This is a genomic window from Sorangium sp. So ce119 (assembly GCF_051524405.1).
In the GTDB taxonomy this organism is placed as follows: Bacteria; Myxococcota_A; Polyangia; order Polyangiales; family Polyangiaceae; genus Sorangium; species Sorangium cellulosum_G.
The window spans coordinates 9,050,450-9,066,928 of the sequence record NZ_CP150310.1 but is presented as its reverse complement, the minus strand read 5'-3'; the positions used below and the strand labels follow the sequence as shown (position 1 = coordinate 9,066,928).

At 70.5% G+C, this 16,479-nt stretch carries 12 protein-coding genes; 5 read left to right on the top strand and 7 right to left on the bottom strand.

Annotation, left to right across the window (positions count from 1 at the left end; translation table 11 throughout):
* Nucleotides 1-210 precede the first annotated feature (210 nt).
* Nucleotides 211-1,776 carry an acyl-CoA carboxylase subunit beta gene (locus WME76_RS34170; RefSeq protein WP_437956409.1) on the bottom strand — a complete coding sequence of 522 codons (1,566 nt, stop codon included), beginning with the start codon at nucleotides 1,774-1,776 and terminating at the stop codon, nucleotides 211-213.
* Nucleotides 1,777-2,480: 704 nt separating this feature from the next.
* On the opposite strand from WME76_RS34170, the gene WME76_RS34165 reads away from it, so the two are divergent.
* Entirely contained in the window at nucleotides 2,481-5,141 is a 2,661-nt protein-coding gene (locus WME76_RS34165; protein ID WP_437956408.1) for a protein kinase domain-containing protein, read from the top strand.
* A gap of 9 nt (nucleotides 5,142-5,150) precedes the next feature.
* On the opposite strand, the gene WME76_RS34160 is transcribed toward WME76_RS34165, so the two are convergent.
* The 3 genes from WME76_RS34160 to pyrH form a co-directional block, all read right to left on the bottom strand.
* Complete coding sequence (locus WME76_RS34160; RefSeq protein ID WP_437956407.1) at nucleotides 5,151-6,389, bottom strand: KamA family radical SAM protein; 1,239 nt, start codon at nucleotides 6,387-6,389, stop codon at nucleotides 5,151-5,153.
* Complete coding sequence (locus tag WME76_RS34155) at nucleotides 6,376-7,437, bottom strand: peptidylprolyl isomerase (protein ID WP_437956406.1); 1,062 nt, start codon at nucleotides 7,435-7,437, stop codon at nucleotides 6,376-6,378. Before WME76_RS34155 ends, WME76_RS34160 begins: the two co-directional genes overlap by 14 nt.
* 128 nt (nucleotides 7,438-7,565) lie before the next feature.
* On the bottom strand, nucleotides 7,566-8,327 hold the full coding sequence (gene pyrH, locus WME76_RS34150; protein ID WP_437286382.1) for a UMP kinase: 762 nt from the start codon (nucleotides 8,325-8,327) through the stop codon (nucleotides 7,566-7,568).
* Nucleotides 8,328-8,508: 181 nt separating this feature from the next.
* Between pyrH and rpoZ the strand changes: the two genes are divergently transcribed.
* Both rpoZ and WME76_RS34140 read left to right on the top strand, forming a co-directional pair.
* Nucleotides 8,509-8,751, top strand: a complete 243-nt coding sequence (gene rpoZ / locus WME76_RS34145) for a DNA-directed RNA polymerase subunit omega (protein WP_437956405.1) — start codon at nucleotides 8,509-8,511, stop codon at nucleotides 8,749-8,751.
* Nucleotides 8,752-8,865: 114 nt separating this feature from the next.
* Complete coding sequence (locus tag WME76_RS34140) at nucleotides 8,866-9,741, top strand: class I SAM-dependent methyltransferase (RefSeq protein WP_437956404.1); 876 nt, start codon at nucleotides 8,866-8,868, stop codon at nucleotides 9,739-9,741.
* A 175-nt stretch (nucleotides 9,742-9,916) separates the two neighbouring features.
* On the opposite strand, the gene WME76_RS34135 is transcribed toward WME76_RS34140, so the two are convergent.
* Nucleotides 9,917-10,654 (bottom strand): metallophosphoesterase family protein, encoded by a 738-nt coding sequence (locus WME76_RS34135; RefSeq protein WP_061611099.1) that lies wholly within the window; start codon nucleotides 10,652-10,654, stop codon nucleotides 9,917-9,919.
* A gap of 322 nt (nucleotides 10,655-10,976) precedes the next feature.
* Between WME76_RS34135 and WME76_RS34130 the strand changes: the two genes are divergently transcribed.
* Together WME76_RS34130 and tssM are read left to right on the top strand one after the other, a co-directional pair.
* A complete protein-coding gene (locus WME76_RS34130) occupies nucleotides 10,977-11,660 on the top strand; it encodes a hypothetical protein (protein ID WP_437956403.1) in 684 nt (227 codons plus the stop codon).
* Nucleotides 11,661-11,780: 120 nt separating this feature from the next.
* Nucleotides 11,781-14,693: a type VI secretion system membrane subunit TssM gene (tssM, locus tag WME76_RS34125; protein ID WP_437956402.1), complete on the top strand. Its 2,913-nt coding sequence runs from the start codon at nucleotides 11,781-11,783 to the stop codon at nucleotides 14,691-14,693.
* Nucleotides 14,694-14,708: 15 nt separating this feature from the next.
* On the opposite strand, the gene rimI is transcribed toward tssM, so the two are convergent.
* Nucleotides 14,709-15,233 (bottom strand): ribosomal protein S18-alanine N-acetyltransferase, encoded by a 525-nt coding sequence (gene rimI / locus WME76_RS34120; protein WP_437956401.1) that lies wholly within the window; start codon nucleotides 15,231-15,233, stop codon nucleotides 14,709-14,711.
* Complete coding sequence (locus WME76_RS34115) at nucleotides 15,230-16,423, bottom strand: vWA domain-containing protein (RefSeq protein WP_437956400.1); 1,194 nt, start codon at nucleotides 16,421-16,423, stop codon at nucleotides 15,230-15,232. Before WME76_RS34115 ends, rimI begins: the two co-directional genes overlap by 4 nt.
* Between the last annotated feature and the right edge of the window lie 56 nt (nucleotides 16,424-16,479).

Here is a 16,479-nt window from a genome sequence, read left to right as displayed (position 1 = left end):
CTGTGCAGATCGTTGGTCAGAGAGAAGCATCGCGCGCGGAGAGAGAAGAGAGAAAAACAGCCGCGCAAGTGGTTTCTACACGCTTGGGATCGGCCGCGCAACGGCGTCGCTCGCCCCGGCACGCTCCTGCGCACGCGCTCTAAGCAGTTTCGCTGGCCGATCTCTCGCTGCGCATGATTCACGCGGGCGCCGCGCCGTCCCAAAATTCTGCTAAAGCGGGATGTTTCCGTGTTTCTTCGGCGGGTTCTTGTCCCGTTTGCCGCGCAGGAGGTGGAGCGCCCGTGCCAGCCGACTGCGGAGCATGCGAGGGTAGATCACCTCGTCAATGAAGCCGAGCTCGGCCGCCTTGTACGGGTTGGCGAATTTCGCCTTGTAGTCCTCGACGAAGCGTGCGCGGGCGGCGGCCGGGTCGGCCGCTTGCTGGATCTCCCGGCGGTACACGATATTCACCGCGCCCGCCGGCCCCGTGACGGCGATCTCGGCGGTCGGGAACGCGAGGTTGTAATCGGCGCGGATGTGCTTGGACGCCATGACGTCGTAGGCGCCGCCGTAGGCCTTGCGGGTGATCACCGTCACCTTGGGCACCGTGGCCTCGGCGAAGGCATAGAGGAGCTTCGCGCCGTGAGCGATGATCCCGCCGTATTCCTGGTCGATCCCGGGGAGGAAGCCGGGCACGTCCACGAACGTGACGAGCGGGATATTGAAGCAGTCGCAAAAACGGACGAACCGCGCCGCCTTGACGCTCGCCTTGATGTCCAGGCAGCCGGCGAGCACCTGAGGCTGGTTCGCGACCACCCCGATGGGCGCGCCCCCGATCCGGGCGAACCCGACCACGATATTCTGCGCAAAGCGCTCGTGGATTTCGAAGAGACGGCCGTCGTCGACCACGGCGCGCACGACCTGCTTGGCGTCGTACGGCTCCGACGACTCCGCGGGGACCATCGCGTCGAGCTCGGGCACCTCGCGGTCCTCGGGATCGGTCACGGGGCGACGCGGCGGATCCTCGGTGTTGTTCGAGGGCAGGAACGAGAGCAGCTCACGGAGCTGCGCGAGCGACGCACGGTCGTCAGGTGCGATGAGGTGGCATACGCCGCTCCTGGAGGCGTGGGTGGCGGCGCCGCCGAGGTCCTCCTTGGTGACGTCGTCGTTGGTGACCGTCTTGATGACCTCCGGGCCGGTGATGAACATGTAGCTCGTCCGCTCGGTCATCAGGATGAAGTCGGTGATGGCGGGCGAGTAGGCGGCCCCGCCCGCGCACGGCCCGAGGATCGCGCTGATCTGGGGGACGACGCCGCTCGCGAGCGTGTTGCGGAGGAAGATGTCGGCGTAGCCGGCGAGCGACTCGACCCCCTCCTGGATCCGGGCGCCGCCCGAGTCGTTCAGCCCGATGACGGGGGCGCCGACCTTCATCGCGAGATCCATCACCTTGCAGATCTTCGAGGCGTACGCGCCGGAGAGCGAGCCGCCGATGACGGTGAAGTCCTGCGCGAACACCACGACCTTGCGCCCGTCGATGAGCCCCCAGCCGGTCACGACGCCGTCGCCGAGGACCTTCTGCTTGTCCATGCCGAAGTCGGCGCACCGGTGGACGACGAACCGGTCGATCTCGACGAACGACCCCGGGTCGAGGAGCAGGTCGATGCGCTCCCGCGCGGAGAGCTTGCCCGCCTCGTGCTGCCTGGCGAGGCGGTCTTTTCCGCCCCCATTTAGCGCGCGGCCGTTCATGGCGTCGAGGCGGGCGAGCGCTGGACGTCTCGGGGCCGTCGGATCAGCCATGCCCGCGCCCTACCACGGACCCCCGCGAGGATCGAAACCCCGCCGCGCGCGGCGCCGCGAGCCTGAGGCAGGCCGATGTCGCGGCCAGCGGGGCGGGCCAGCGACGACAGCGGGGCGAGGTCAGCGGAAACGTGGGAGGCGCGAGGGCCGCGCGGGCGGCGCGAGGCGCGCCAGCGCGCGAAGGGCGCGCGCACGCCCGGGGGCGCGACGAAAAATGACCGCGCTCCGGGGCGGCCTCCACCCTACTCTCTTGCACACGCGCGGGGACACCACGTACCCTGATCGGCGCTCATTGCCGCTGGTAAATGCAGGAATTTCCGACACGTAGACCCTCTGAAGACGGGGACGCCGGGGCTGCCTCCGCCGCTCGGGCCCTGCCGCGCCGCGGCTCCGGCGCGGGCAGCCCGAGCCGGTGTGGCAGCAGCGCGGTCGCCAGCCACGGCACCTGACGTGTGGCGTCTCGTGAGATGCGCACGGAGCAGCGTCACCGGCAGCCCTGGAGCGCTCGCGGGAGCGCGCTGCCCCTCCGTCTCGCGCCGCCCTGGGGTCGGCGGTCCCAGCGCGGCCTTCCGCCTCGCATCGCACGGTGAGATCGTTTCGGACGAGAGGTCGCTCGGGTGAAGCTCGCTCAGACGCGTGAGGCTCGTGCCCTGGCCGTCGCCGCCGTGGCGCGAGGGATCATCGAGCCCAACGCTCTTTGGGACATGGCCTGCCGATGGACCCTCGGCGGCGCCTCGACGCCCCAGGAGCTGTTCGAGGGGATCCTCACGCCGGAGCAGCTCGCCGCGCTGCCGGAGCTGCTCGCGCAGGAGGCGCGCCCCCCGCACGTCGCGCGCGCCCTCTCGCCGCAGATCGAGGATCCGGACGCGCTGCGCTTCGACACGCAGCGGGAGATCGACCTGCCCGAAGAGGACGCCGTGGCCGATTTCCCCACGCTCGCGACCTCCGCCACGCGCGCCGTGAACACCGGCGGCAGCCGCTACGAGGTCGGGGAGGCGCTCGGCGCGGGGGGCGCGGGCAAGGTGGTGAAGGCGCGCGATCGGGAGATCGGGCGCGTGGTGGCGCTGAAGACGCTGAAGCCGGGGGCCGAGGCGGACTCCGCGGTCGGCAACCGCTTCCTGACGGAGGCGCGCATCACGGCGCAGCTCGAGCACCCGAACATCATCCCGGTCTACGACCTGGGCACGCTGCCGAACGGGCAGCCCTACTACTCGATGCGGGTCGTCAAGCGGCAGAGCCTGCAGAACGTGCTGACGAACCCCGAGCTCCGCAGGCAGTGGCCCCTCGTCCGGCTCATCGGCGCGTTCGTGCAGATCTCGCGGGCGCTGGCCTACGCGCACCGGCGCGGCGTCGTGCACCGCGACATCAAGCCGGAGAACGTGCTGCTCGGCGACTACGGCGAGGTGTACCTGGGCGACTGGGGCAACGCGAAGCTGCTCTCGAGGACGGAGGTGAGCGAGCCGATCACCATCGATCCGAGCGGGCAGGACTTCGGCCGGAAGCGGCACGAGGCGCTCGCGAGCGCGCTGTCGGGCACGCCCGGGTACATCGCCCCGGAGCAGATCCGGGGGGATCACAAGCGGATCGATCACCGCGCGGACATCTTCGCGCTCGGCGTGGTGCTCTACGAGATCCTCACCGGCGAGCACCCGTTCGACGCGCCGACGGTGCTCGCCGTGATCCTCGCGACGCAGACGCGCGACCCCAAGCCGCCGCGCTCGATCGCGCCGAGCTGCCCGCTGCTGCTCGAGGATCTCTGCCTGGCGATGCTCGCGAAGGACCCGGACCAGCGGCCGCCGACCGCCGACCGCGTCGCGGCGGAGGCCGAGGCGTTCCTCGAGGGCGCCAAGGAGCGGATGCGCCGGCGCGAGGAGGCGATCAAGCTCTGCGAGCTCGCCAAGGCCCCGCTCGAGCGCGATCGGCGGCTCGACAGCGAGCGCGAGCGGCTCGTCGAGGAGGCGCGGCGGCTGCTCAAGGACGTGAAGGAGTACGAGCCGATCGAGCGCAAGCGGGCGGGCTGGCAGCTCGAGGACAGGGCCGCCGGGGTGGAGCGCGAGCAGGCGCGCGCCGCGGCCGAGGCGATCGATCTCTACACGAAGGCGCTCGCGTACGATCCGGATCTGGTCGAGGCGCGCTCCGGGCTCGCGGATCTCTACTGGTCGCGCGCGGTGCGGGCGGACCAGGAGCACCAGCACGCGGCGCGCATCTACCACGAGGCGCTCGTGGCGGAGTTCGACGTGGGGCGCTACGCCGCGCTGCTCACCGCCGACTCCGTCCTCTCGATCGACTCATCGCCGCCCGGCGCGAGCGTCGTCGCGTACCGCTATGTCGAGAAGGATCGCATCCTCGTGGCCAGCGAGGAGCGCTCGCTCGGCCGCACGCCGCTGCGCGAGGTGCACCTCAAGCCGGGCAGCTACCTCTTCGTCCTGAAGCGCGCCGGCTACCGGGACGTGCGGTACCCGCTGCTGCTCAAGCGGGGCACCCACCACCGCGCCGAGGTGAACCTCTACACCGACGCGGAGATCGGCGAAGGGTTCGTCTACATCCCTGGGGGCTCTTTGATCGCGGGCGGCGACGCGCAGGCCTACGATCCGCTCCGGCGCGCCGAGCTCCACGTCCCCGACTTCGCGATCGCGAAGTTCCCGGTCACCTTCCGCGAGTACTGCGAGTTCCTGAACGAGCTCGAGGCGCACGATCTCGATCTCGCGCTGAAGCGCGCCCCGCACGGGACGCGCGGCTCCGAGGGCTACGTCGCGCGGCCCGCCAGCAGCGGCGGCTGGGAGCCCTTGCCCACCGTGGTCGAGGGCGACGCGCTGAAGCGGTTCCCGGTGGAGGAGGGGCACCTCTGGAACCTCCCCGTCATCCTCATCGACTGGTTCGACGCCGTGGCCTACTGCCGTTTCCGGAGCGAGCGCGACGGCCTCGATGTCCGCCTCCCCACCGAGCTGGAGTGGGAGAAAGCGGCGCGCGGGACCGACGGCCGGTTCTACCCGTGGGGGGATCATTTCGATCCGACGTTCTGCCTGATGCGCTCGTCGCGCCCCTTCCTGGCGCAGCCGGAGCCGGTCGGGACCTTCCCCATCGACACCTCGCCCTATGGCGTGCGCGACATGGCGGGCGGCGTGCGCGAGTGGGTCGCCGACGTGAGCGGCGAGCGTTCGTGGGCGGAGACGTCGCGCGAGATCGAGTCGGCGGTCGACGCCGGCGGGGACGCGCCGCCGTGGCGCATCGCCCGCTCGGGGAGCTGGTCCGCGGACTCGCAGCAGTGCAGGAGCGCGTCGCGCACCCGCTTCTTCGGGATCACGCGGGCCCTGAACCTGTCGTTCCGGATCGCGAAGCCGCTCTCGCGCGGCCCGGCTCGCTGAGCCGGAAGCTCAGCCGCCGGGCGGCGGCGGCGGGGGGTCGACGTACTCGACCTCGACGCCGCGGTGGGTCCGGAGGACGGTCCGCCCTGGCCGGCGATCGACGATGTACTCGGGGCCGACGGGCACCTTCCCCATCCCTCCGGGCGTATCCACGATCAGCTTCGGCAGCGCGATGCCGGTGAGCCGGCCCTGGAGCTGCTCCATGAGCGAGACGCCGGTCGCGAGCGGCGTGCGCAGGTGCGCGGTGCCGCGCACCGGGTCCATCTGGAGCAGGTAGTACGGGCGCACGCGCCAGCGCACGAGCCCCCGGAAGAGCGCCGCCAGCGTCGCGGCGTCGTCGTTGATGCCGCGCAGCAGCACCGTCTGGTTCATCACGGGGAAGCCGTGGTCCACGAGCCGCTTGCACGCGCGCTCGGCGGCGGGCGTGAGCTCCTTCGGGTGGTTGAAGTGCGTCATCACCCAGAGCGGGTGGTGCGGCTTCAGCGCGCGCACGAGCTCCGTGGTGATCCGCTGCGGCAGCGTGACCGGCACGCGCGTGGCGATGCGGATCGTCTCGACGCTCGGCACCTGCCGCAGCCGGGCGATGAGCCGCACGACGCGGTCCGTCGAGACGGCCAGCGGATCGCCGCCGCTGACGATGACGTCGCGCACCTCCGGGTGCGCCTCGAGGTAGGCCATGGCGGGCGCGAGCCGATCGAGCGCCACCGCGCCGCCGCCGTCGCCGACCATGCGCGAGCGGGTGCAGAAGCGGCAGTAGACGGCGCAGCGGTCGGTCGCGAGCAGCAGCGCGCGATCCGGGTAGCGCTGCACCAGGTGCGGCGCGACCTCGTGCGCGACCTCGCCGAGCGGGTCGACCAGGTCGCCGGGCACCTCGGCGGCCTCGTCGGCGAGCGGCACGCACTGCCGTCGGATCGGGCATGCCGGATCGCCCTTGTCGCAGAGGCTCAGGTAGTAGGGGGTGACGCGGATGGGCAGCCCGGCCTTCTCGGCGCGCCGCGCGCCTGCGAGCTCCTCCGGCGTCAGCGACAGCGCCCGGTGGAGGTCGTCGGCGCTCGAGAGCGCGCGGCGAAGCTGCCACGTCCAGTCGCGCTTCCGCGTCCTCGCGCGATCCGGCCGCGTCTCCTGCTGCGCGCTCGCTGCGAGCGGCGCCGGGGGCTCCGGCGGCGCGACGGCGCGGACCTCCGCGCCCTCCTTGCCGGGCCGGCGGGCGAGCTGCGCGGCGGCGACGAGCTCGCTACTTGCCCGCATCGCTCGCCGGTGCCGCGACATCTCCGGACTTCTCCGGCCGCGGCGCGCTGGGCTTCGTGGGATCGGGCTGCGGCGCGCTCGGGGGCGCCGCGAGCTGCTCCGGCAGCTTCACCGAGGCGAGCGCCGCGTCGTTGATCTCGACGGGGAACTTCTTTCGCAGCTCCTCCTCGAGGGCGCGCTCCTGATCCTGCATTTTCTGCTGGAGGATCGCGACGCGGATGGAGCGCTCGGCCTCGGCGAGCTCGCGCCGGTGTCCGCCTGTCAGCCCGCTCAGGCGGACGATGTAGAATCGGCCGTCGGCCTCGACGAGCGTGTCGCTGACCGCTCCGACGCCGCCGATCTGGAACGCGGCCGCGCGGACGGGCTCTGGCACCTGGGGGTGAGCGCCGCGCGGATCGCCGGGAGGGCTGACGATCCCGAGCTCCCCTGCGAGGTCGAGCGGCGGGCTCGCGCTCTTGTCCCTCGGCGCCGTGAGCGAGTGCTTGAGGAAGAGCTCTCCCCATGCGCTGCTGCTCCCGGCCTTCTGCGCCTCCTTGAGGACCTTCTCGCCGAGCGCCCTGTCGCCGACCACGATGGCGGCGACGCGCCTCCGCTCGGGCTCGCTGAACTTGTCGGCGTTCGCCTCGTAGTACGCGCGCACCTCGGACGCGGGGATGTCGGCGGGCGCGGGCAGGCCTTTCCGCGCCTGCGCGATCATCGCCTCGCGGAGGAGCTGCCGGGTCGCGTCCTCGACCGCGGAGTCCTTGTCGAGGCCCCGGCGCCTGGCCTCCAGCGCGAGCAGCTCCGCGTCGATGATCTCGCTGAGCAGCTCGCGGCGCCGCTCCTTCGTCTGGTACCGGAGCCGATCGAACTGATCCATCCGCTCCAGCGTCCTGCCGAAGTCGCCGAGCGTGATCACCCGGTCGCCGACCTTCGCGAGCACGCGCGCCGACTGCTCGGCGGTCAGCCCGAACACCGGGTCGCCCGCGTCGGCCGGGACCTGGAGGGCGGGTTCATCGCAGCCTGCGACGAGCGCGGCGAGCGAGATGGCGAGCAGGGGGCGGCGCACCGGAGCTCGGGTCATTGCTGGCTCGGGGTGTAGCACGGTTTCCTCGCGGCTCGAGGGCGTGCCGGCCGCGTTCCTGTCGGCGCGCCGGCGGGTGCCCCGCCGCGACGAGCGCACAAACGCGCTCGCGCTCAGTCGACGATCGTGCCGATCTCCTCGCCCCTGCAGACGCGGAGGATGTTGCCGCGGGTCGTGAGCTTGAACACCCGGATCGGCATCTTGTTCTCGCGGCAGAGCGTGACCGCCGTGGAGTCCATGACGCCGATCCGGTCCGCGAGGAAGCGGTCGTAGCTCAGGTGCGCGAACATCTGCGCGCCCTCGTGGCGCACCGGATCGCGGTCGTAGATGCCCTCGACCTTGGTCGCCTTGAACAGCGCCTGCGCCTGGATCTCCATGGCCCGCAGCGCCGCTGCCGTGTCGGTCGAGAAGAACGGGTTGCCGGTGCCCGCGGCGAAGATGACGATGCTGCCCTTCTCGAGGTGGCGCATCGCCCGGCGGCGGATGTACGGCTCGGCGACCTGCCGGATCTCGATCGCGGTCATCACGCGCGTCGGCACGCCGGTCTTCTCGAGCGCGTCCTGCAGGGCCAGCGCGTTGATCACCGTGGCGAGCATGCCCATGTAGTCGCTCTGGGAGCGGTCCATCCCCGCGCTCGCGCCCTTCAGCCCGCGGAAGATGTTGCCGCCGCCCACGACGATCGCGATCTGCACCCCCATGCGCTGGAGCTCGGCGATCTCGGCGGCCACGTGGTGGAGCGTCTCGGGACGTATGCCGAACCCGCCCTCTTCGCCGCAGAGCGCCTCACCGCTCAGCTTCAGCACGATGCGGCGGTACTTCAGCCCGGGGGCCGGGCGGGGGGGAGGGGGTAGAAGGGAGTCCTGCTCAGCGGCCACGGTCGCATCTCGTAGTCGGGACGTGCGCGGAGGGCAATGTGCAACGCGTCATGTCGACCGGATGAGGCCGCAGCGCCACGCCCGACGGAACACGCCCAGCCGACGGCAGACCAGCCGACCCGACCGCCGGGCGGCATGCGCCTTGCGGTCTCTGGACGAGGGCGCTACTCTCGGCGCCCCTATGGCACGTGTAACTGTGGAAGACTGCCTCGAGCGCGAGGAAAACCGGTTCGCTCTCGTCGTGCTCGCGGCCAGCCGGACGCGGCAGCTCATGAAGGGCGCGGACACCCTCGTGAAGACGAAGAACAAGCCTGCCGTGACGAGCCTTCGAGAGATCGCGGCGGGCAAGGTGCACTTCCACCGGAGCTCCCACGAGGTCGTGTCCGAGTGGCTCCAGCAGATGAACGCTGGCGGCCAGCGTTGATGGCGGATGGCGCGCCGCACGAGCGTGCCCCGGTGATGCACGCCTCCGCGAGCGCCCCACCGCAGAGCTCGCGCTCGTCGTCGTGCCAGCGCTGCGCTTGAGCCGTCGCTTCTCATGAAAGGGGCAGCCTCGACGAGGTCCAGGCGCGCTTCGAGCTCCGTCCAGCGCCGCGATCCGGAGCTCGAAGCGGGGACGTCGGCCCACTACGAGGATCCGGCGTACTACGCAAAGACCTACGCGCGGCGTACGGACGACGTCCGTTACTACGTCGACCTCGCCGTGGCATCCGCGGGGCCGGTGCTGGAGTACGGCTGTGGCAACGGGCGCATCACGCTACCCGTCGCGAGGGCGGGGGTCCGGATCACGGGCGTGGATCTGTCGGCGCCGATGCTCGGCGATCTGCGCGCGCAGCTCGGGCGAGAGCCGCGCGACGTTGCCTCCCGCGTGAGCCTCCGGCGCGGCGACATGCGTTCGCTGCGGCTCGGGCGCCGCTTTCCGCTCGTGGTTTGCCCGTTCAACGCCTTCCTGCACCTCTACACGCGCGCGGACGTGGAGCGCTTCCTCGCGCGAGCCCGCGAGCACCTGACGCCGCGGGGCGAGCTCGTCTTCGACGTCTCCATGCCCGAGCCGGCCGAGCTCGCGCGCGACCCGGATCGCGCCTACGCCACGCCGCGCTTCCGGTATCCCGCGAAGGACGGCCCAGGCGAGGTCGTCCGGTACACGGAGCGGTTCGACTACGACAAGGTCCGGCAGATCCTGTTCGTTTCCATGGAGTTCTCGCCCGTCACCGGCGGCGAGCGCTGGATGACGCCGCTCGCGCACCGGCAGTTCTACCCGCAGGAGCTCGAGGCTTTGCTCCACTACAACGGCTTCGAGCTCACGGAGCTCCGCAGCGATTTCTCCGCAGCGCCGCCCGACAACCAGACGAGCATGCTGCTCTACCACTGCCGCCCGCGGCGAACAGCGCGAGCTGGCCGCCGCCAGGGCTGACCGCACGGCGCGCGGCCGGCTTCCGGGAGCCGCGGAACGAACGCAGGGCTCCGGGCGAAGCCTCTGGCGAGCCACACCCGGTCGGTAACCGAAACGCCGGCGCGGGATCGTCGCCGAAGCCGCGGCGGAACGCGCCGACCAGGCGCCGCGCCGAGCGCGGCTGCGACGTGGAGGCTCAGACCCCGATGTAGAGCCGGTGGGCGAAGTTGCGCTCGAGCTTGGCGCGCAGCACCTTCTCCGCCGCCGTCTCGATGTCGTACTCGACGCGCTTGAACTCGAAGCGCTTCGTGTCGCTGTCGTAGATCGTGTAGCTCGCGCGGTTGTCGTAGTCCCGCGGCTGTCCCACCGACCCGACGCTCACGATGTACTTGCGGCCCTGCTCGAGCTGGAAGTCCACCGCGGGGAGCTCCTCGACGCTGGTCGGCGTCAGGGCGAACACCTTGCAGAGGTGGGAGTGGCCGATCAGCGTGATGTGACCGAGCTCGTTCCACATGGGGAGGCACTCGCGCGCCTGCTCGGGGGCGAAGATGTACTCGAACTCCTCGAGGCGGACGGGCGAGCCGTGGCAGAGGTCGACGTTGATGTCCGTCAACTTCTCCTGGTACGTCAGGCTCCGAAGCCAGGCCGCGTTCTCCGAGGAGAGCATTGCAGCGTGCGTGTCAAGCGCCTGCCGAGCGGCCTCGTAGTAGTACGAGTAGTCCATCCTCCCCGCGACCGCTGCGTCATGGTTGCCGAGGATCGTCTTCTTGGCGACCTTGCGGACGAGATCGGCGCACTCGTTTGGCGAACCGCCGTAGCCGACCGTGTCCCCGAGGCAGTAGTACACGTCGATGCGTTCGTGGCGGTACGACTCGAGCACAGCGCTAAGCGCCTCGTAGTTGGCGTGGGTATCGCTGAAGATCCCGAGTCTCATTTCGACGCGAGGGCGGAGCTTAGCACGAAGGCCTCGACTTCCGTTAGGAATTCAAATCCGAATCCACAGCCGGGCCGGTCGGGCCGGAGCTGGGAGCTTGTGATCCCGGATCCCCGGATCCCCGCTCCTCGGAGAACGTCCGGTGGCCCATACTTCCGCTGCACCCGGGACCTCGTTGAGGCCCCGAGACCGGCCGCTCGTCTTGGCGATCTCGTCGACCTTGTCGCGCTGGTCGATGTTGCCGAGCTTGCGGAGACGCTCCCAGCACCATCGCGATGATGACGAGCGGCCACCCGCACCGGAGAAGGATAGCGTGGAGCCCATGAATACCAAACAGAACGGTGCAGGTTCCTCTCCGATTTCTGCGGAGCGGTCGGCCACGTCTGCTCTGTCCGCCGCGGCTGTCGCGCCGCCGCCGCCCGTCGTGGAGGATCTCGCCGAGGGGTGCGTGCGGTTTGTGGAGCGCGCGCTCGGCGTACGGCTTGACTATCGGCCGGAGACCTTGCCCGTGCTCGACCACTACCTCGAGCAGGCGCGTAGGGCGACGTCGGAAAAGGTCGAGGCGTTGCCGGTGGTCGCGCACATGGCCGGCGTCTATTTCGGCGAGGTCATCCGACGCCGGTACCCGTCGTGGTGGCGGATGGACGGCGAAGATCCGACGTACTGGCAGGTCGAGTTCGGGTCGGTGTACCTCGCGTTCAGCCCCGTGCTCTTCGTCCGCGAGGCGCTCACGCGGGAGCCTGGCGCCGAGGCCGCGCGGGATCCGGCGGAGGATCCCCTGAGCGGCGATCCTGCGGCGCTCGAGCTGGAGGACGACGACCGCGAGGCGGTCGCGGCCAGGCTGGCCGAGCTGCCGCCGGTCTCGGAGGACGAGTACTACGCGCCGTCGACGCGGCTCGAGGTGATCGACATCGCCGTGGACGCGATCCGCTCGCGCCGGCTCGCCGCCGGGGACGAGACCGACGTCGCGCTCGAGCCGGGCGACTACCAGCGCGACGGCGACTGAGCCGGGGGCCGCTGCGCGCAAGCGCATCGCGCGCTCCGCGGCGCCGCGCGCCACGCACCAGATCGCCGCGCCGCGCGTGGACGTGCTCCGGCGGCGTCGACCGGTGATATCGTCGCGGGCGTGTTGTGGGTCTTCTTCGGGCTACTGCTCCTCATCTCTTGGGCGGCGTACTTCACGTTCGAGCTGTCCACCGCGATCCCGATCGCGGCGACCGTCGTCATCGCGCTCGCCGCGGTCGCGCTCTTCGTGTTCCGCCGCGTCAAGGCGGGCCGCGCCGCGTCTGCGCTCGAGCGGGCGATCGTCCAGCAGGGCGTGCAGCAGGCGCTCAACGCGCGGCCCGAGCGCCGCGCCGAGATCCAGGAGCTTCAGCGGCAGGTCCAGGGCGGCATCAGCGCGCTGAAGACCTCGAAGCTCGGCAAGGGGAAGAAGCACGGCAGCGCGGCGCTCTACTCGCTGCCCTGGTACGTCATCATCGGCCCGCCCGGGGCGGGGAAGACGACCGCGCTGAAGCACTCGGGCCTGGTCTTCCCGTATGCGCACCCGAGCAACGGCGGCGGCGTGCGCGGCGTCGGCGGCACGCGGAACTGCGACTGGTGGTTCACGAACGAGGCGATCCTCCTCGACACAGCGGGGCGCTACACGACCGAGCAGGACGACCACGAGGAGTGGATCGCGTTCCTGCAGATGCTCCTCAGGCATCGCGCCCGGCGCCCGCTCAACGGCATCCTCGTCGCCGTGAGCGTGGCGGATCTCATCGACGCGAGCGAGCAGCAGGTCGAGCAGATGGGGAAGAAGCTCCGGGCGCGCATCGACGAGGTGATGACGCAGCTCCACATGGTGCTGCCCGTCTACCTCCTGTTCACGAAGTGCGATCTCATCGCGGGCTTCTCGGAGTTCTTCGGCGACATGCGCAGGAGCGACCGCGCCCAGGCGTGGGGCGCGACGTTCAAGCTGAGCGCAGACAAGACCGATCCGGGCAGGCTGTTCGACGCCGAGTTCGACGCCCTGGCCAAGCAGATCCACGGCCGCGCGCTGAAGCGGCTCGTGATGGAGCGCAGCCGGGAGGTGCGCGAGCGCGTCTACCAGTTCCCGCTCGAGTTCTCGGGCATTCGTCGGAACCTGTCCGATCTCGTCTCGACCGTCTTCATGGTGAACGCGTTCCAGGGGACGCCCATCTTCCGGGGCTTTTACTTCACGAGCGGCACGCAGGAGGGCAGGCCGCTCGACCGTGTCCTCCAGCGCATGGGCCACGCGATGGGGATCCGAACGCACGAGGCGGTGGCTCAGCAGAACGTCGAGTCGAAGAGCTATTTCCTCCACGACGTGTTCATGAACGTCGTCTTCCCTGACGGGGACATCGCCGCGAGGAGCGCGAGCGAGATCCGGCGCCAGCGGATCATGCGCGGCGCGATCAGCGCAGCGGCCGCGACGCTCGGGGTCATCCTCGCGATCCCGAGCTTCGTGTCGTTCAGCAACAACCGCGAGTTCCTCCGCGACGCCGAGGCAGACGCGCGCGCCGTCAGCGCGATCCGATGGGAGGACACGCGACCCGTCTCGGACAAACTCGCGGCGCTGCGGCCTGCGCTGAGCCGGCTCCTCGAGATAGACAAGGCGCGCGAGGACGGACCGCCGGACGGGATGGGCTGGACGATGTTCCAGGGAGAGACGGTCTACCCTCCGCTGGTGCACGTCTACGTCGCGAGCCTCCAGAACGGCTTCGTGATTCCGTGCAAACAGCGGCTCGAGGATCGCCTCAAGCTCGCGAAGGGAGAGCACTACCTGCGCGAGCGGAACGAGCTCAAGCTGTACCTGATGCTGAGCGACGTCGAGCACCTCGACGTCGACTGGGCCACGGACAGGTTCACCTCGCTCTGGGCCGAGGTGCTCCGGCCGACGTCGAACCTCGGTGAGAGCGAGCTGACGAAGCAGCTCGAGCCGCACGTCGCGTACTACCTGTCGCTCATCAAGCAGAAGCGGGTCACGCCGGTCGGGCGCAAGGAGGACCTGGTCACGAGCGTGCGCGCGACGCTGCAGGCGGTGCCGGTGCGGAAGCGCTACTACGACTTCTTCGTCAACTCGATCGTCGAGGAGAAGTACGACCCGACGGGCGACAACAGCCGCGCGAACCGCAAGTATCCTCCGCACACGCTGGGCGACATGTTCGCCGACCGCCCCGACGTGCTGAAGGTCATCGGCAGCAAGCTGTACGCGAAGGAGAAGCGCTGGAAGGAGGTCGACGGCCCGTACACCGAGAAGGGGCACCTCGCCGTGCTCGAGAAGCTCGAGGAGGGCGCGGAGAGCTTGCTGGCGGAGCGCTGGGTCGTGGATCTAGCGCCCGGCGAGGAGACCTCGATCAACAAGAACCTGGACGGCCTCGCGGCCGACTACGACGCCCGCTACATCGCGCAGTGGACCGACTGGATGGCGGATCTCACCGTGCGGACCCCGGCCAACCTGAAGGAGGCGAAGGAGATCTACATGGAGCTCGCCAAGCCGGACTACCCGTACCTCCGCATCATCCGCGCCCTCGAGGACAACACGCAGTGGAAGCGGGATCGCAGCGCGCTCGAGGACTCGGGCCTGATGAAGCGCGGGAAGGAGCACCTCGAGCGGAAGATCGAGCAGAAGACGAGGTTGAAGATCCCTCTCAACGTGAAGCTCATCAGAAACCGGCCGAGCTCGGTCCCGGACGAGTTCAAGCGGACCGTCGAGTTCGGAGTCCCCGCCGCGCCGAGCGGCTCGGCGCCGGTCACGGACACGCCCCTGGCGCGGTACATCTCGCTGCTCAGCTCCCTGCGCGACGAGATCCAGCGGCTCGAGGACCTGAACCCGAACGTCGACGCGCGCCTCATGGCCGAGCGGCTGATCGAGGCGACACGGCAGGCCGACGCGCTCCTCCAGCCCTTCGACGAGCGAGCCAAGACGCTGCTCCGGCCGCTCTTGCTGACCCCCCTGCAGGTCGTGGCGGCGCGGCTCCCGCCGCTCGCGGCGGTCTCCCGCTTTCCCTCCGCGGCCGCCGCTGGCCCGCGCTGAGCAGCGCGGCGCGGGTCAGACCTCGATGCGGATCTCGTCGCGGCCTGGCTGCACCGCGCCCGTCGTCGGATCGAGCGTGAGCACCATCTCCACCGCATCCTCGCCGTTGTCGCTGTAGTACCGGGGGCGCACGCCCATCGCCGTGAAGCCGAGCTTCCGGTAGAGCCGGATCGCTGCCCGGTTCGAGCGGCGCACCTCGAGCAGGAGCAGCCGCACCTGCTGCTGCTGCGCGTACTCGAGCGAGCGGCGCATCAGCGCCGTCGCGAGCCCGCGCCGACGCGCGGTCGGGCAGGTGGCGATGTTGAGCACGTGCAGCTCGTCGGCCACGTGCCACGCGATGAGGAAAGCGAGCGCCTGCCGTCCCTCGCGCGCGACCCAGCAGCGCGTCCACGGGCGGTGCAGCTCTTCTCGCGCGGAGAACTGCGGTACGTCGAAGGCCGCGGCCGCGACCGCGTCGACCTCGTCGAGCGCCGCGTCGTCGGCGGCGTCGGCCGTGAGCTGGAGCAGCGAGACCGAGCCCGGCGTCCCTTCTCGCTTCACCGCGCCACCTCCGTGGGGCAGCCGGACACGATCTGGACCTGACCCACCCGCCCGCTCTTCAGCTTCTGGCACGCCTCTCCGAGGAGCTCGACGGCGGCGGGAGACTTCCAGCGCCAGCCGTTCTCCGGGTCGTACGGAACGAGCTCCTCATCCAGGTAGACGTTGGTCTGCCCGTCCTCCGGAGGCGGGTCGGCGAGATCGAACTCGCACGAGACGACGATGCTGGCGATCCTCGAGAGCACGTTCCCCAGCGTGTCGAGGCTGTCCACCTTGAAGTAGAAGGGGCTCACGAACTGCGCTGCGCCGCCGGCGAGCGCCATCTGGTCGAGGACATCGCCGTAGAACTCGCTCCCGGGGATGCCGACGACATAGACGTCGATGCCGCTCGCCGCGAGCCGCGCGATCGCGGCGACCGTGTCGTCGCGGTCGAGGCACCCACCCGGCCCCGAGGCCCCATAAGGCGCGCAGCAGTTCTCCTCGGGGCATTGTTGCTCGATGTTGGCGATGCACTCCTCGGCGCTGCACGTCGCGGCGCTGTTGCAGTTTGGACCCCCGTCGGTCGCGAGCACGACGATCGTCTTGCCCGGGAGCTCCACGAGCCTCGGCGTGAGCGCGGTGAGCGTCGCCGCGGTCGGCGTCCCGCCGAGCGGCACCACGCGCGTCGCCGAGCGGAACCTCGAGGTGGTCGGGCGCCCCTCCTGGCCGTCCGAGAAGGGATCTCCCGGCGTGACAGGGAACACCTCGCCGCCGGGCCGACACGGCGCATCGGCGGTCGCCTCGAGCGGAAACACGGCGGCTCCGACGTTGATCAGAGGACCCAGGTTGCGCACGAGATCGACTGCGGCCTCGTGCACTCGGTCGTAGCGGGTCGCGCTCGACGACGCGGCGCTGAGCATGCTGCCCGACGCGTCGAGGACGAAGTAGAGGTTCGGCGCCTCGGCGATCTCTACCTGATGGATCTGGTTGCCGCAGAGCCCACCCGCGTCCACGGGCGGTGGTCCGCTCGAGCCTCCGGGCCCCGGGTTGAACCCGTCCTCGGGCTCCTGCGCCCCCTGGCCGACGCCGCTTCGTGGACGCTGCTTCGTGTCGTCGTCCGCGCACGCGGACAGCGCCGCCCCGAGCGCGAGCGCGGCACCGAGGCAGTAGATCATGCCGCAGACGCCGGCCCGCTGCTTCACGGCCGTCTTCATGACGAGCAGCGTACCACGCTCGTTCGCACCGGCGCCCAGGCGCTGCCGGCGAGCGC

What these genes read in the sequence shown, in the direction of transcription:
- WME76_RS34170 (WP_437956409.1), bottom strand. Translation starts at nt 1,776, where the DNA reads ATGGCTGATCCGACGGCCCCGAGACGTCCAGCGCTCGCCCGCCTCGAC.
- WME76_RS34165 (WP_437956408.1), top strand. Translation starts at nt 2,481, where the DNA reads ATGGCCTGCCGATGGACCCTCGGCGGCGCCTCGACGCCCCAGGAGCTG.
- WME76_RS34160 (WP_437956407.1), bottom strand. Translation starts at nt 6,389, where the DNA reads ATGCGGGCAAGTAGCGAGCTCGTCGCCGCCGCGCAGCTCGCCCGCCGG.
- rpoZ (WP_437956405.1), top strand. Translation starts at nt 8,509, where the DNA reads ATGGCACGTGTAACTGTGGAAGACTGCCTCGAGCGCGAGGAAAACCGG.
- WME76_RS34140 (WP_437956404.1), top strand. Translation starts at nt 8,866, where the DNA reads ATGAAAGGGGCAGCCTCGACGAGGTCCAGGCGCGCTTCGAGCTCCGTC.
- WME76_RS34135 (WP_061611099.1), bottom strand. Translation starts at nt 10,654, where the DNA reads ATGAGACTCGGGATCTTCAGCGATACCCACGCCAACTACGAGGCGCTT.
- WME76_RS34130 (WP_437956403.1), top strand. Translation starts at nt 10,977, where the DNA reads ATGAATACCAAACAGAACGGTGCAGGTTCCTCTCCGATTTCTGCGGAG.
- WME76_RS34115 (WP_437956400.1), bottom strand. Translation starts at nt 16,423, where the DNA reads ATGAAGACGGCCGTGAAGCAGCGGGCCGGCGTCTGCGGCATGATCTAC.